The sequence below is a fragment of the Citricoccus sp. I39-566 genome, from assembly GCF_031432995.1.
In the GTDB taxonomy this organism is placed as follows: domain Bacteria; phylum Actinomycetota; class Actinomycetes; order Actinomycetales; family Micrococcaceae; genus Citricoccus; species Citricoccus nitrophenolicus_A.
Window position 1 is genome coordinate 12301 of the sequence record NZ_CP133842.1, and the last position, 14228, is coordinate 26528.

Genomic DNA, 14228 nt, shown 5'->3' on the forward strand with positions numbered 1-14228 from the left:
TTCTTTCACAGTTCGGGTGTCCTGGTTCACACTCCGGTTGATTCCAGTCCCGTAACGGCCGGGGCGAGCACCAGGAAACCGTCCGCCAGCAGCTCGGCGACGGCCTCCAGCAGGGCCGTCTCCCCCGCCCCGTCCAGCTCCAGCAGTCCCCCCACGGCGCCGGCGAGCTGGCCCACGGTGAACTCGCCGTCCGCGGCGGAGAGGAATCCGGCCGTGGCGGTGTCCAGGTGGGCGGTGCGCCGGAATCCGCCGCCCTGCCGCGCGAGGATGACCTCCGGGTGGTCGGCGCCGAACCGCTGGTGCCGCTCCTCCGTCACGTCCCCGGGGACCCGCACGTGCAGGGCCCGTAGGTGGTCCAGGCCCGCCGGGCCGGTCGAGCCAGCCGGATCCGCCGGACCGGCCTCGCCGTCTGCGCCAGCGATGACGTCCCAGTGTGCCACCGCGTCCGCCCAGGCAGGGCCCAGCGGCTGCTGCAGCTCCGCCTCGAGCACCTCCGCGCGGAGCCGTCCGGGGCGCGGGGACACCGGCCGGCGCAGCCACACGTAGCCGAAGCCCACCGCCGCCACGCCCCGATCCGCGAAGTCGGCCAGGTAGCCGCGGTAGGCCCGCGCGTAGCCCGCCGGGTCCAGCTGTTCGGAGGAGTCCTGCAGCCACGTCTCGGCGTAGCCGGCCGGGTCCAGCAGGTCGCGCTGGATGAACCAGGCGTCCGTGCCGGCCGGGACCCAGCCGCGCGGGCGGGCGTCCCAGCCGGGCAGCTGCGGGCTGGCGGCGCCGGCCATGCGGCCGCCCTCGCCAGCTTCACCGGACTCACCGGCCTCGTGGATCTCCCAATTGCCGAGCATCTGCACGGTGCCCCCGGGTTCCAGGTGCTCCGGCAGCCGCGCCACGAGCTCCGCGAGCAGGCTGTCCCCGGACCGGCCGCCGTCACGGTAGGTGTTGATCCCCGCCGGCTGGCCGGCCGGCGCACTGGTCTCAGCGCGCGGGGTGATGACGAACGGCGGGTTGGAGACCACCAGGTCGAAGCGCCGCCCGGCCACGGGTTCCAGCAGGTCGCCGCTGACCAGCGTGACCCGGCCGCCGGGGCCGTACAGGGCCTCGTATGGGTCTGCGTCCGGAGCCCACTGCGGGTCCGTGCCGGACAGGCCGAGGGTCTCCGCGTTGAGCAGCAGGTTGAAGGCGGTGAACTCCAACGCCCGGTCGGAGAGGTCCGTGGCGGTGACGTGGTCCGCGTGGGCGAGCAGGTGCAGCGTCTGGACGCCGCAGCCGGTGCCGAGGTCCAGGGCGCGGGCCACCGGCCGGCGGATGACGTTGCCCGCCAGCGTCAAGGAGGCCCGCCCGATCCCCACCACGTGCCAGGACGGCAGCGTGGAGCGGGTCTGCAGGGCGGTCTGGTCACTGGCCACCCACAGGTCACCGTGGTCGTCGGTGGCATACGGGGAGAGGTCCACCACGGGGTGGAGGTGCCCGGCCCGGATCCAGCCCAGGTTCAGGAAAGCCGCGCCCGCGGAGCCGAGGGTCGGCAGGGCCTCATCGAGGGCGGCCACCGGCACCGGGTCGCCGAGCATCCAGCAGGACACCGCGGCGGCGAGCGCGCGCTGGGAGGCGGTGGCGCCGTCGTCGCCCATCACCTGGGCCACGCGCCGACGGGCCGGCTCCGCCTGCTCCCGGTCCAGGGCGGCCGTTGCCGGGGACCCGAGCAGGGCGCCCACGCCCTCGGCGGTGTAGTCCAGGGCCTGCAGGTCCGCGGCGAGCCGGCGGATCAGGTCGCCGCCGGTGCCCCACGGCGGCGGATCGATCAGGGCGTGGTTGAACGGCGGCGTGCTCGGCCGGCCCGGGATGTTCGGTTCACTCATGCGTCCATTCTCGCCGGTGCGCCGGACGCATCGACCGTGCCGGCCGTGCTGGCGGTACAGGCGGCGCAGACGCGATCCGGGGCGGTGGTGGCACAGCCGTCGCAGACCGTCTCCAGGGTCTGGCACCCCGGATCGGAGCAGTTGCGCAGCTCGGACGTGGGATCCCCGCAGAGGGTGCACCGGCCGATCACGGCGGCGTGGTCGGAGAACTCCAGGCGCATGCGCTGGTCGAAGACGGCGAGCGAGCCCTCCCACAGGCCGTCGTCCCCGTAGGTCTCCCCGTACCGCACGATGCCGCCGTCGAGCTGGTAGACCTCGGTGAACCCGCGGTGCTGCATGAGGGCGGTCAGCACCTCGCAGCGGATCCCGCCGGTGCAGTACGTGACCACGGGCTGGTCCTTGAGATGGTCGTACTTCCCGGAGTCCAGCTCGGCCACGAAGTCCCGCGTGGTGGTGGTGTCCGGGACCACGGCGCCGGCGAACCGGCCGATCTGGGCCTCCACGGCGTTGCGCCCGTCGAAGAACACCACGGGGGTGCCGGTGTCCTTCTTCTGCTCGACGAGCCGGTGCAGGGCGGCCGGTTCCAGGTGGGTGCCGGTGTCCTGCACCCCCGCGTCCGTGACGGTGACCTCCTCGGGAACGCCGAAGGCCACCAGCTCGGGGCGCACCTTGACGGACAGCCGTGGGAAGTCCTCCGCCGAGCCGTCCGACCACTTGACCTCCAGGCCGGCGAAGGGAGGGTAGGAACGGGTGGTCTTGACATACTGCTTCACCGCGGCGATCGGGCCGCCCACCGTGCCGTTGATCCCGTGCGGGGCCACGATGATGCGTCCGGTCAGGCCCCAGCGTTCGGCCAGCGCGTGCTGCCACAGGCGCACGGCCTCCGGGTCCGGCAGCGGGGCGAAGCGGTAGAACAGGGCGATCTTGGACTGGCTCACCGGATCAAGGGTAGTCCGGGCGGTGCCGCGAACCGGGGCACGGGCCGGGCGTGGACGGCAGGCTACGGACGGGTGACGATTTGGCGGGAACCGGCGGCGACCCGGCTCGGACCCGTGCGGGTTCGGTGCCCCTCCGGCTAGTCTCGTCCCATGACTCCTGCCCTGAATGACGCGCTGGTCAGCACCTGGGTGACCGGGTGGTCCCGCTGCCGCAACTATGACGTGCACCATGACGGCGTGGTCCATGCTGCCTTGCGCAGCGGCCACCAGACCGACGACGGCCAGGAGTGGGAGTACATCCTGGCCAACCCGGACGAGGCCTCCCTCAAGGCCGTGTCCGCCGAGGTACAGGGCCATCCGGGCCGATTGCTGACGGTGGTGGGGACGCCCCCACCCGTCCCCGCGGACGTCCCCCTCCAGGCACTCTCCACGGGCGAGATGCTGATGGTGGTGGACATGGTCGGCCAGGACGTGGAGGCTCCGATCGTTCCCGAGGAGTTCGAGGCCGAGGTCCAGCGCCATGACCCGGACTGGTTCCTGCTGACCATCACCAGCACGGACCAGCACGCCCAGGGCGAGGGCGCCGTGGCGGCAAGGGGCCGCGTCGCCGCCGTGGACGGCTTCGCCGTGTTCGACCGCATCTGGACCTCCCCCGACTTCCGCCGGCAGGGACTGGGATCCCTGGTGATGCGCTACCTCGCCTCGCTGGTCCTGGAGCATGACGTGGAGCAGGGCCTGCTCGTGGCCAGCGCGGACGGCCAGGCTCTCTACGGTCACCTCGGCTGGACCGAGCTCGCCGAGGTCACCGTGTACGGGGCCTCGGATGACCACACCGCGAACCCGTCCCACTCGGACGCCGACTGAGTGGAGGCCGACGGGCCTGACAGCACCGACGGTCAGGCACGCACCGACGACCCGCGGGACGCCGAGGCCCTGACCCGCACGCTCGGGCGCAGGATCGTCCCGTCCCAGCTGCTGCACGTCCGGCACCTGCCCGAGCGCCGGGCCGTCACCGTGCCGTGGCCGGAGAGGACCCCGGAGGCCCTCGCGCACGCCCTGGGTGGCTCCGGCGTGCTGGAGCCCTGGCGGCACCAGGCCGAGGCCGCGGCCCTGGCCGCCGACGGCACCCACGTGGTGCTGGCGACCGGTACGGCCTCGGGCAAGTCCCTGGCCTACCAGCTGGCCGCCGGCATCGCCCTGCACGAGGACCCCACGGGCACCGTGCTGTACCTCTCCCCCACCAAGGCGCTGGCCGCGGATCAGCTCCAGGCCTGGCGGGCCCTGGCCCGGGACGGGGCCAGCTGGCTGCGCCCGGCCCCCTATGACGGGGACACGGACCCCGCCGATCGCACCTGGGCCCGCGAGCACGCCAACGTGCTGCTGACCAATCCGGACATGCTGCACGTGGGGATCCTGCCGCACCACGAGCGCTGGTCCCGGTTCTTCCGCCGGCTGCGCTTCGTGGTGGTGGACGAGGCCCACGTGTACCGGGGCGTGTTCGGCTCCCACGTGGCCGTGCTGCTGCGCCGGCTGGCGCGGATCTGCGCACACTACCGCTCGGGTGGGGGCGCCCCGGGGCGGGCCGGCGCCGGCCGGGACGGCGCCGGCCGGGACGGCGGCCAGTCGGCCGGACCTGCGGCCCCGTCCGCGGACGGGCCGGTGTTCATCGGGGCGTCGGCCACCAGCGCCGACCCGGCCGCGTCCTTCTCCCGGCTGATCGGGGCCCCGGCCGTGGCCGTCACCAAGGACGCCTCCCCGCACGGGGCCGTGACCGTGGGCTTCTGGGAACCCGAGCTGACGGACAAGCGGGGCGAGAACGGGGCGCCCGTGCGGCGCTCGGCCACCGCGGAGGGGGCCGGGATGATGGCGGACCTGGCCGTGACGGGCACCCGGACCATCGCCTTCATCCGCTCCCGCCGGGGGGCGGAGGCCATGGCCTCGGCCGCCAAGCGGGAGCTGGCCGAGGTGGACCCGTCCCTGCCGCCCCGGGTGGCCGCCTACCGCGCCGGCTACCTGCCGGAGGAACGCCGGGAGGTGGAGACGGCCCTGCGGACCGGACGCCTGCTGGGGGTGGCCTCCACCCCCGCGCTGGAACTCGGCATCGACATCGCCGGACTGGACGCGGTGCTGGTGGCCGGCTGGCCGGGCACCCGCGCGTCGTTCTTCCAGCAGGTGGGGCGCGCCGGAAGGGCCGGCCAGGAGTCCGTGGCCCTCTATGTGGCCGGCGACGATCCCCTGGACACCTACGTGGTGCACCACCCCGAGGCCGTGTTCGAGCTGGCCGTGGAGGACTCGGTCACCGACCCCGCCAATCCGCACATCCTGGCCCCGCACCTGTGTGCCGCGGCCGCCGAGCTCCCGTTGGTCCCGGACGGGCTCGGGGCCTTCGGCGACCCGGTCGAGGTCCGGACGCTGGTGGAGCAGCTGGTGACGGAGGGCTACCTGCGACGTCGGCCGGCCGGCTGGTTCTGGACCCACCCCGAGCACGCGGCGTCGTTGGTGTCCCTGCGGGACGACGGGGGCGGGCCGACGGACATCATCGACACTGAGACCGGGGCGCTGCTCGGCACGATGGGCTCGCCCCAGACCCACTACCAGGCCCACCCCGGCGCGGTGTACGTGCACCAGGACCGCACCTACCTGGTGGAGGACCTGGACGAGGACGCGCACGCGGTGCTGGTGAGACGGGCCTGGCCGGACTACTTCACGCAGGCCCGGGACATCACCGAGATCGAGATCCTGGACACCGTGGAGCGCGTGGACGCCGGAGAGCTGGAATGGTGCACCGGACCGGTGAAGGTGACCACCCAGGTGGTGTCCTACCAGCGCAAGGCAATGGTCTCCGGCGAGGTCCTGGGCGAGGAGCCGCTCGAGCTGCCGGCCCGGGACCTGTTCACCACCGCCGTCTGGTTCCACTGCCCCTCCGAGGTGCTCGTCGCCGCCGGGTTGACCATGGACCGACTGCCCGGGTCCCTGCACGCGGCCGAGCACGCCATGATCGGCCTGCTGCCGATCGTCGCCTCGAACGACCGCTGGGACATCGGCGGGGTGTCCATGGCCCTGCACCCGGACACGGGCCAGCCCTCCGTGTTCGTGTATGACGGCCACCCGGGCGGGGCAGGCTTCGCCGAGCGGGGCTTCCACGAGGCCGAGACGTGGCTGCAGGCCACCCTGGACACCGTGCGCTCCTGCGCCTGCCCCTCGGGGTGCCCCTCCTGCGTGCAGTCCCCCAAGTGCGGCAACCGCAACAATCCGCTGGACAAGGCCGGGGCGGCGACCCTGCTGCGGTTCGTGCTGGACCGGGTGCGGGCCGCCGGCGCCAGGACGCGTCAGCCCGGGATCGACGGGGCGGGCGGGCCGGCCCGGGACCGGCCGTCCGCGGGCCACGGCAGCGGGGAGTCGTAGCGGGTCCGCACCCGCACCGTGCCGTCGCCCTCGGCCACGCAGGCGGTCATCGTTGCCCCGTGGCGCTGGGCCGTCTGGGCCGCCAGGGCGCAGGGGTCCACCGCCACGAGCCCGCGTGCGGCGTCCGCGGCGGCGAGCGCGGCCAGGTCCGCCGCCCCGGCGGCCCGGGCGGCCGCCGTGGCCGCGGTCCCCAGGGCCAGGGTGGCGCCGAGCAGCACCAGGGTCACCAACACCGTGATCACCACCGTGATGCTGCCGGCGCCGGCCTCCCCGGACGGTCTGCGCGGGCTGTGCGGGCTGGGAGGGCCGCTGCTCATGGCGTGCCCGCCGGGGGCACCGGGGGCACCGCCCACTGATCCGGTGCGTGGGCCGTGGCGTCCAGCCGCCAGCCGTCCCACCAGGCCAGCGGCCCCGGCGGGGCGTGGTCCACCGTCACGGAGACCCATCCGGCCGACCGCTCGCTGCTCAGGTCCGTGGCGTCCCCTGCCATCCGGCGGGCCGTGGCCCGGGCCTCGGCGTCGGTCTCTCCGCGGGCCAACTGCCGCACAGAGGCCGCCGCCGCCTCCTCCAGCCGGACCTGCTGCAGGGTGGCGGCACCGGCGAGCAGGCCGGCGACCAGCACCAGGGCTGCCGCGGGCAGCATCACGGCGTACTCGGCGGTGACCGATCCGCGCTCGGTCGGGTCCTGACGGTCCATGGTGTCCTCCGTTCGTGGTCAGCTGCTCCGGCGCGTGGATCGCCCCGGGGTCCGGGGCCCGCCGCCTGAGGGGAGGGCGGCGGACTCCGGCGGTCGGCGGGACGCTCAGCCGAAGCTCAGGGCATCCTGGACGATGCCCAAGAGCAGCCCCTGGACGTCCGCGCCGGCCAGGATGACGGCGAGCACCCCGGCGAAGCCGACGGCGGCGAGCGTCACGATCCCGTACTCGGCCGTCTGGGCGCCGGTCTCGTCGTGCCAGTCCGGGCCCTGGGGCAGTGACCGGTGCAGGACGGGGCTCAAAGGCGGTTCCGGGGTCGGGTGCTGGTCCTGGTCCCGGACCTCGGGGTGCACGGTGGCAGTCATGGTGTCTCCTCGATTCGTTGCGGTGGCGGCCGGTGGTGGACGCCTGGTTCCAGCCTGCGCCGGTCTGGTCGGCCGTGGGGGTCCGGTGCTCCCGGATCTGGATGGCTGCGCCCGGTCGGTCGGGTGTGGAGGAGTGGGCGGGCCGGTTCAGGGCAACAGGGCCAGGACCAGCGGGACCACGCCGAGGCAGATGAAGGAGGGCAGCTGGCACAGCCCGAGCGGCAGCACCAGGCGGGTTCCCAGTTCCGCCGCCCGCTGTTCGGCCCGCCGCTTGCGGTGCCGCCGGAGGGAGGCCGCGGTGGAGCGCAGCAGGGCCGCCGTGGGCGCGCCCGTGACGTGCGCGAAGCGGAGCTCGCCCGCCAGTTCCTGCAGGTCCGGGTCGCTGGCCTCCGGTTCGTGCGCCGTCCAGGCCTCGTCCCATTCGACGCCGACGCGCAGCAGCAGCGCCACCCGGCGGACGGGACCGGCCCCCGGCAGATGGGTGCCCAACAGGTCGAGACCAGAGACCAGGGACTGGCCCGAGTCGAGCAGTCCCGCCAGCAGGTCCAGGGCCACCGCGGCGTCCAGGGTGGACTCGGTCTCGTCGGCGTCCTCGGCGTGCTCGGCGTGCTCGGCGTCCCGACCCGGGTGCCCCCGGCGCTCGGGACGGTCCGGAGGGGACGGCGTCATGAGGACGTCTCCGATCGTCGGATGAGTGCCCGGGTCCACAGATGCCCGACGACGGCCAAGGCACCGCCCGTCCCCACCACGAGCCAGCCGACCGGTCCGGCCAGCAGTTCCGCCGGCGGCGCCCCGAGCGCGGCGGACATCCCGATGCCGGCGAGGGGCAGCAACCCCAGCAGCTGCGCCGTGGAGCGTGGGCCGGCGGCCGCGGCCTCCCGTGCCTGGTGGGCGTCCTGCCCCTCCTCCAGGGCGTCCGCCAGGCGGTCCAGGAGTCCGGCGAGCGGGATCCCGGCGTGCCGGGAGACCTCGAGGCAGCCATCCAGCTGCCGCCAGTGACGCCCCTCCCCCGGCCCGCGGGCCCCCACGAAGGACGGCCCGCCGAGCAGGGCCTCCACGTCCGCCCCCACCAGGACGTGGTGCAGGCAGCACGAGGACGGCGCCCCGGTGACCGCGCGGCAGGGCGGATACAGCCTGGCCAGCTCGGCCCAGATCCGGTCGGGCCGGCGGCCGGCCTGCAACAGGGCCGCCGCGCGCCGGAGCAGGGTGATGAACGCCTCGGCGTCCCGCTCTCGGCGGCGTCGGGACTGGCCGGGCCACCACCGCCACACGCGGTGCTCCGCGCGCGTCCCGCCCCGCGCCTCAGCGGTCCAGGGCATGGCGACCACCCCCGCGACGACCGGCAGCCCCGGCCACGGCCTCCAGCAGGTCCCGGCCCGGGCCGGGGGTCAGGGCCCTCCCGGTCAGCGACCATGCCGGGACCACACGGAACGTGCCCTCCCGAGACCCCGACCGGTCCACCAGGGCCAGCTCCACCGGGTGCCGGCCGGCGTCCGTGCGCTCCAGGTGCAGGATGGCGTCCACGGCGCTCGAGGCCTGCAGGGCCAAGGCCTCCGCCCCCAGCCCCGCGAGGGCGCCCATGGCGAACAGCCGGGCGGGGACGTCCGTGGCCGAGTTGGCGTGGAGCGTTCCCGCGGCGCCCCGGTGCCCGGTGTTCATGGCCGCCAGGAAGTCCGCGACCTCCGCGCCACGGCACTCCCCGACGATGAGTCGGTCGGGCCGCATGCGCAGGGCCTGCCGGACGAGCTCGGCCAGGGGCACGCCGCCGGCCCCCTCGGCGTTGCCGGACCGGGCCTGCAGGGAGACGACGTGTCCGTGGCGGGGGCGCAGTTCACGGGTGTCCTCAACGGTGATGATCCGTTCGTCGGCGGGCACCTCCGAGAGCAGTGCCGAGAGCAGGGTGGTCTTGCCGGAGCCCGTGGCACCGCTGATCAGGAGGTTGGCGCGGGACTGCACCAGGTGCCGCAGGGCGGCCAGCCAGACCTCCCCGTGGGGCCAGTCCCGGGCCAGGTCGGAGAGTCCCGGCGGCTCCGGTGCCGCCAGCCGGACGCTGATCTGGGTTCCCCCGGCTGCCAGTGGGGGCAGGATGGCGTGCACCCGGGCGCCGGTGACCTGGGCATCGCCGAACGGCTGGCCCTCGTCGAGCCGGCGCCCGCCCTGGGCCAGGAGACGGATGGCCAGCCGGCGGGCGTCCTCGGCGTCCACCCGCCGGCCCGTGTCCCTCAGACCGTCCATCCCGTCCGTCCAGACGGTCCCGTCCCCGTCCACGAGGACGTCCGTGACGCCGGGGGTCCGGGCCGGATCGGCCAGCGGTCCCAGGCCGGTGAGGTCGTCCGCCACCGCCCGCATCTGCACGGCGGCCTCCTGCGGGGTGACCGCGGGCAGGTGCCGGCGCACGGCCTCGGCCGCCAGCTCCGGCGGGATCGCCTCCGGCCTGGCTCCCTCGGCGCCGCTGCGCTGCCGCGCCGGATCGGCGAGCCGGCCGGCCAACCAGCGCCGGGCACGCCGCTGCCCCGGGGACCGGAGGCCGGGTTGGCCCGCTGCCGCTGCCGGCGATCGTCCTGATGACGCCGCGGGACGGACGGTGGACGGCCCCGGGGTCCTGCGTCGCCCGGCCGGCCGGGGCGGTTCCGGCGACCATCCGGTGCTCATGGGCTGATCCTGCCGGTCAGGACACCCCCGGGGCCGGTTCCGGCCCGCTGCTCCAGCCGGAGCGCCACCGCAGCCGCGAGCTGGCGGCCGGGACCCCGACGGGCCGACCGGCGCCAGGCCGCCCAGGACGTCCCGGCCCAGTCGGAGGCGCGGAAGGGCACGGGGTGGGGCGCCGGGCCGGAGTGAGGCTTCTGGCCGGAGTGTGGGACGAGGCGGGCGTCCCGCGGCGAGCCCGCGGGGGGATCCGGGGGCGGGTCCGAGGCCTGCAGCAGCACGTCCGGGTCGATCGACCGGCCGAGCGGGTCTGCCGCCCGGGGCCGGTCCGTGCACAGCACCACGGGGGCGCCGTCGTCAGCGGCCGCGCGGGCCCGGTCCAGGTCCCGTCCGACGTCCACTACCGTCCAGGCGAAGGCCTCGCGCGCCGACTGGACGCAAGCCTCCCATTCCGTCCAAAGCGTCGCGCCGGTCTCTGGGGGTTCGCCGGGCGCCAGAGGAACCCCGGGCGCCGGTGGATCCACCGGAGGCGACCACCCCCACCAGCGGACCCCGCCGGCGCCGGGCAGCCGGGCCGCCAGGGCGGGCCCCGGGACCGGGACCTCTCCGGCGCTCTGCCACCCGATGCAGTCGGTGCCGGGCGGTGCGAGGTCGCGCAGCCGGGCACTGAGGCCACCGCCGGGACCGCGGGCATCCACGAGGAGTCCACGCCCGGGTCCGCCCCACAGCAGGGTCAGCGCCCAGCTCAGTCCGGGCCATCGGGCGTCGCCGTCCGGGCCGGCGCCCTGGTGGGCCAGCACCACGGCCTGCCCACGGTCCGTGGCTACAGCACCGGCCGGGTCCGCCCGCGCCAGCGCATGGCACAGCTGCCGGGAATCCTCCGGCAGGCTCAGTGCACCGCCGGGTCCGGCTGCCCCGACCAGCGCCACCGGAATCACCGGTACGTCCGGCCGGAGGCCTGGCTGGAGGTGCTGAGACACCTCCTGCGGCACGGCCTCCGCCGCGCCGAGTCCCCACACCACGAGCGCCGGGGGCTCCCCCGCCGCCGCCAGGGCCGCCTCGGTCCACCCCGAGGACCGGGGGACCACGTGCAGCCGGTGGCCCACCGCCGCCACGCAGGCCGCCACCTCGGCGCAGAGCAGCCCGGACTGGATCCGACCACCGCTCATCAACCCGTGGGGCGCCGGGTCGCCGGCATCGGGCGGGGAGACGAACACGATGGGCAGCGGGGAGGATGCGTGGACGGCCATGGCTCCAGACTGGCCTGCCGAGGACCTACCGTGACGGCCGCGGGCCGCCGCCTGTGGAGGACGGCCGGGGGCCCGGTCGCCTGTGGAGGAGCGGGCCTGAGCCGCCTAGCCCGTCAGGTCGGTCCGGGGCACGGGCATGGAGGCGTCCCAGTCGGTGATGTCCACGATCCGCTTCCGGTCCCAGTCCTGGGACCAGCCCAGCAGGTCCAGGATCCGGTCGATGACGATCGCGGTGAACCCCCAGACGAGGGCGTCCGCGACCAGGAATCCCGGGCTGCGGAACCGCTGCGCGTTCCCCGCGGCCCCCCGGGTCAGGGAGGTGGTGATGCGGTTGGCGGGGTCCACCAGGTCCGCCACGGGCACGCGGAACACGCGGGCGGCCTCCCCCTCGTCCACCACGAAGACGTCGGAGGGCCGGTCCCACCAGCCCAGCACGGGGGTCACCTGGTGGTTCGAGACGGTCAGCGGCGCCGGCGGGAGGGTGCCGATCACCCGCACCCCGTCCCGGTCCAGTCCGGTCTCCTCCTCGGCCTCCCGGACGGCACACTGCACGTGGTCCGCGTCCTCGGGGTCCTTGCGTCCGCCCGGGAAGGCGACCTGTCCCGGATGCTGGCGCAGGCTCAGGGAGCGCTGGGTCAGCAGGAGGTCCAGGTCCTCGGGGACGGCGGAGGCGTGGAAGTGCGCCGGCTGGCCGTCGAGCGCCCCGAACAGCACGAGCACCGCCGATTCGACCGGCGGCACGTCACCCGGCGGGGGCACCAGGGTGATGCCGAAATCCCAGCCGCGGCCGCCGTCGTCGGGCCTCTGGTGTTCCTCCGGCACGTGGGCATACCGGGCCGCCAGGTCCGGGTCCAGCGTGCCGTACCGGCCCACGAGGCGGCGCAGGTCCGCGAGCGCTCCGTCGATCTGGATCATGCTCCCAGACTGTATCCCTCGGCCCGCAGCTCGGCGCGGCTCGCCCCCGCCAGCATCTTGACCAGCAGGTCCTCGCGGCCGGGGGCCAGCTCGTACTTCAGCAGTCGCGCCGCCGCCTCCGGATCCGTCTCCCCGGCGCCATAGGAGGGGCACCAGCGGGCGACGGGGCAGGCCCCGCAGGCCGGGCGCTTGGCGTGGCAGATGCGCCGGCCGTGGAAGACGAGCCGGTGCGAGAGCATGGTCCAGTCGCGGGGGGCGAACAGCGCGGCGACCTCGTGCTCGACCTTGACCGGGTCCTGGTGCGCGGTGAACCCGAGCCGCCGGGCCAGCCGGCCGAAGTGGGTGTCCACCGTGAGCCCGGGTACCCCGAACGCATTGCCCAGCACCACGAAGGCCGTCTTGCGGCCGACGCCGGGCAACGCCACCAGCGCGTCCACGGTGCCGGGGACCTCGCCGCCGTGGTGCTCCACCAGGGCGCGGGACAGGCCTTGGATGGCGGCGGCCTTGTTCCGGTAGAAGCCCAGCGGACGCACGATCTCCTGGAGCTCCCGCTCGTCCGCGTGGGCCATGGCCTCGGCATCCGGGAACCGCGCGAAGAGCCCGGGGGTGGTGGCGTTGACCCGCACGTCCGTGGTCTGGGCGGACAGGACCGTGGCCACGAGCAGCTCGAACGCGTTGCTGAAGTCCAGTTCGGCCACGGCGTAGGGGTAGGTCTGCGCGAGCACGCGGTTGACCTTGCGGGCCCGGCGCGTGAGCGCCAGGGCGCTCTCCCCGGTGGGGGTTCCGGCGGCTGGGTGGCTTCCGGTCACGCGCGCTCGATGTCCGTCAGGTTCCGCAGCACGCCGGTGCGGCCGTCCGTGTTCTGCACCAGGAACTCGTGGCCGCGGTCCTCGAGGGCGAGGATCCAGCCGCCGGGCTCCAGCTCGAAGACCGGGGTGCCGCTCTCCGGGTCCACCGCCGGGCGCCGGGTGCCCACCGCGAACCAGAAGGCCTCGTAGTCCGCCGGTTCCGTGCCGCGGGGTACGGGCTGGCCGGACTCCGCCGGGCTGGACGCGGCGCCGGCGGCCTCGGGATCCCCGGCCGTGGCTGAGGCGTCAGGCGCCTCAGCGGTGTCAGCGCTGTCTGCGGCCGGTGCGCCGAAGGCCGCCGTGGCCGAGGCGGCGGCCTCGTCCGTTGAGCGCGGACGCACGCGGGTCATCCCGAGCTCCTCGTCGATCTCGGCCCCGGCGGTCGGGTCCTCGGGCGCCGGGGACGAGCGGTACTCCTCCGGCGACGCCGACGATCCCTGGGACTCCTGGGACCCCGGTCGGCCGTAGGCGGGGCTCGGGAAGTACTCCGCCTCGGAGTCCGCCGCCCGCGATGCGGCGGGCTCGAGGTCAGCGGGCATCGGATCAGCCGGAGCCAGGCCCGCCGGGTCCCTGACCTCGCCGGCGTCCGGTGCCGGGGCCGGCGTCGGGACCGGGCTGTGGGCCGGGTCCTGGGCCGGGCTGTGGGCCGAGGCCCGTGCGCCGCCGGTCCCCGCGACCAGCGGCGCGACGAGCCGGCGCAGCGGGGACGTGACCACGAGGCCGAGGGAGCCGGCCAGGCCGATGAGCAGCACGGGGTCCAGGGAGGTGGCGAAGGTGATGAAGTAGAAGGCCAACGCGAGCCAGGCCGCCACGTGGGCGAACTGCTCGGTGCTGAGCGAGCCGAGCCGCGGGCCGGCGTCCCGGGTGCTCCGGCCGGAGGCGGCGCGGGCCAGGAGGAAGCCGGCGGCCGTCAGCGGCAGGAGCAGGCCGATCCCCAGGAAGAACAGGTTGTAGACCCCCCACAGGTTCACGCCCCACCGCACTGTGATCAGCGGGACCAGGGATCCGGCCAGGACCACGAGGGCGGAGGCGAGGAACCCGACGTCCCAGCTGGTCAGCTTCAGTCCCGAGCCGCCACCGGCGTGCGTGGTGACGGGTGCATCCGGAGCAGTGCTCATGTGGTTCCTCCTGTATCCCCCGGTCCGCCCGCCGCTGCGGGACTCCCAGGCGATGCCTTGCATCCAGACCGGCGATGGTCGCCGGTTCCCCTGTGGATGGTCTCTGCACCATTGAACCAGCCGGAGGGGCTCATGCAACGTTGACGCAACCTCGAGTACTTCACACGGCGCACGGGCGCGTTAGTCTAAGGACGC

At 75.1% G+C, this 14228-nt stretch carries 14 protein-coding genes; 2 read left to right on the forward strand and 12 right to left on the reverse strand.

All coding sequences use genetic code 11. The features are described 5' to 3' along the window. Window positions 1-26: 26 nt before the first annotated feature. Complete coding sequence (locus RE421_RS00070; RefSeq protein WP_309812395.1) at window positions 27-1853, reverse strand: methyltransferase; 1827 nt, start codon at window positions 1851-1853, stop codon at window positions 27-29. Next, window positions 1850-2791, reverse strand: a complete 942-nt coding sequence (locus tag RE421_RS00075) for a rhodanese-related sulfurtransferase (protein ID WP_396134535.1) — start codon at window positions 2789-2791, stop codon at window positions 1850-1852. The genes RE421_RS00070 and RE421_RS00075 overlap by 4 nt, the downstream gene beginning before the upstream one ends. 150 nt (window positions 2792-2941) lie before the next feature. On the opposite strand from RE421_RS00075, the gene RE421_RS00080 reads away from it, so the two are divergent. Beyond that, window positions 2942-3655 carry a GNAT family N-acetyltransferase gene (locus tag RE421_RS00080; protein ID WP_309812400.1) on the forward strand — a complete coding sequence of 238 codons (714 nt, stop codon included), beginning with the start codon at window positions 2942-2944 and terminating at the stop codon, window positions 3653-3655. Window positions 3656-3766: 111 nt separating this feature from the next. Then, complete coding sequence (locus tag RE421_RS00085) at window positions 3767-6196, forward strand: DEAD/DEAH box helicase (protein ID WP_309817492.1); 2430 nt, start codon at window positions 3767-3769, stop codon at window positions 6194-6196. Here the strand turns inward: RE421_RS00085 and RE421_RS00090 are convergent. The 10 genes from RE421_RS00090 to RE421_RS00135 form a co-directional block, all read right to left on the reverse strand. Further along, the gene (locus RE421_RS00090; protein WP_309812402.1) at window positions 6121-6513 is read right to left on the reverse strand and encodes an Rv3654c family TadE-like protein; all 393 of its coding nucleotides are present in this window, start codon (window positions 6511-6513) and stop codon (window positions 6121-6123) included. The genes RE421_RS00085 and RE421_RS00090 overlap by 76 nt on opposite strands. Then, complete coding sequence (locus RE421_RS00095; protein ID WP_309812407.1) at window positions 6510-6893, reverse strand: TadE family type IV pilus minor pilin; 384 nt, start codon at window positions 6891-6893, stop codon at window positions 6510-6512. Before RE421_RS00095 ends, RE421_RS00090 begins: the two co-directional genes overlap by 4 nt. Before the next feature lie 105 nt (window positions 6894-6998). After that, complete coding sequence (locus tag RE421_RS00100; RefSeq protein ID WP_309812410.1) at window positions 6999-7256, reverse strand: DUF4244 domain-containing protein; 258 nt, start codon at window positions 7254-7256, stop codon at window positions 6999-7001. A gap of 147 nt (window positions 7257-7403) precedes the next feature. Next, a complete protein-coding gene (locus RE421_RS00105) occupies window positions 7404-7925 on the reverse strand; it encodes a type II secretion system F family protein (protein ID WP_309812413.1) in 522 nt (173 codons plus the stop codon). After that, the gene (locus RE421_RS00110; protein ID WP_309812417.1) at window positions 7922-8575 is read right to left on the reverse strand and encodes a hypothetical protein; all 654 of its coding nucleotides are present in this window, start codon (window positions 8573-8575) and stop codon (window positions 7922-7924) included. The genes RE421_RS00105 and RE421_RS00110 overlap by 4 nt, the downstream gene beginning before the upstream one ends. Next, window positions 8559-9908: a TadA family conjugal transfer-associated ATPase gene (locus RE421_RS00115; protein WP_309812419.1), complete on the reverse strand. Its 1350-nt coding sequence runs from the start codon at window positions 9906-9908 to the stop codon at window positions 8559-8561. Before RE421_RS00115 ends, RE421_RS00110 begins: the two co-directional genes overlap by 17 nt. Further along, entirely contained in the window at window positions 9905-11152 is a 1248-nt protein-coding gene (locus tag RE421_RS00120) for a hypothetical protein (RefSeq protein WP_309812422.1), read from the reverse strand. Before RE421_RS00120 ends, RE421_RS00115 begins: the two co-directional genes overlap by 4 nt. 105 nt (window positions 11153-11257) lie before the next feature. Further along, window positions 11258-12067 (reverse strand): CoA pyrophosphatase, encoded by an 810-nt coding sequence (locus tag RE421_RS00125; RefSeq protein WP_309812426.1) that lies wholly within the window; start codon window positions 12065-12067, stop codon window positions 11258-11260. Further along, window positions 12064-12876: an endonuclease III gene (gene nth / locus RE421_RS00130; RefSeq protein WP_309812429.1), complete on the reverse strand. Its 813-nt coding sequence runs from the start codon at window positions 12874-12876 to the stop codon at window positions 12064-12066. Before nth ends, RE421_RS00125 begins: the two co-directional genes overlap by 4 nt. Continuing rightward, window positions 12873-14033: a hypothetical protein gene (locus RE421_RS00135; protein ID WP_309812431.1), complete on the reverse strand. Its 1161-nt coding sequence runs from the start codon at window positions 14031-14033 to the stop codon at window positions 12873-12875. Before RE421_RS00135 ends, nth begins: the two co-directional genes overlap by 4 nt. Window positions 14034-14228: the final 195 nt, after the last annotated feature.

What these genes read in the sequence shown, in the direction of transcription:
- RE421_RS00095 (WP_309812407.1), bottom strand. Translation starts at nt 6,893, where the DNA reads ATGGACCGTCAGGACCCGACCGAGCGCGGATCGGTCACCGCCGAGTAC.
- RE421_RS00100 (WP_309812410.1), bottom strand. Translation starts at nt 7,256, where the DNA reads ATGACTGCCACCGTGCACCCCGAGGTCCGGGACCAGGACCAGCACCCG.
- RE421_RS00135 (WP_309812431.1), bottom strand. Translation starts at nt 14,033, where the DNA reads ATGAGCACTGCTCCGGATGCACCCGTCACCACGCACGCCGGTGGCGGC.
- RE421_RS00090 (WP_309812402.1), bottom strand. Translation starts at nt 6,513, where the DNA reads ATGAGCAGCGGCCCTCCCAGCCCGCACAGCCCGCGCAGACCGTCCGGG.
- RE421_RS00110 (WP_309812417.1), bottom strand. Translation starts at nt 8,575, where the DNA reads ATGCCCTGGACCGCTGAGGCGCGGGGCGGGACGCGCGCGGAGCACCGC.
- RE421_RS00120 (WP_309812422.1), bottom strand. Translation starts at nt 11,152, where the DNA reads ATGGCCGTCCACGCATCCTCCCCGCTGCCCATCGTGTTCGTCTCCCCG.
- RE421_RS00070 (WP_309812395.1), bottom strand. Translation starts at nt 1,853, where the DNA reads ATGAGTGAACCGAACATCCCGGGCCGGCCGAGCACGCCGCCGTTCAAC.
- RE421_RS00125 (WP_309812426.1), bottom strand. Translation starts at nt 12,067, where the DNA reads ATGATCCAGATCGACGGAGCGCTCGCGGACCTGCGCCGCCTCGTGGGC.
- RE421_RS00115 (WP_309812419.1), bottom strand. Translation starts at nt 9,908, where the DNA reads ATGAGCACCGGATGGTCGCCGGAACCGCCCCGGCCGGCCGGGCGACGC.
- RE421_RS00080 (WP_309812400.1), top strand. Translation starts at nt 2,942, where the DNA reads ATGACTCCTGCCCTGAATGACGCGCTGGTCAGCACCTGGGTGACCGGG.
- RE421_RS00105 (WP_309812413.1), bottom strand. Translation starts at nt 7,925, where the DNA reads ATGACGCCGTCCCCTCCGGACCGTCCCGAGCGCCGGGGGCACCCGGGT.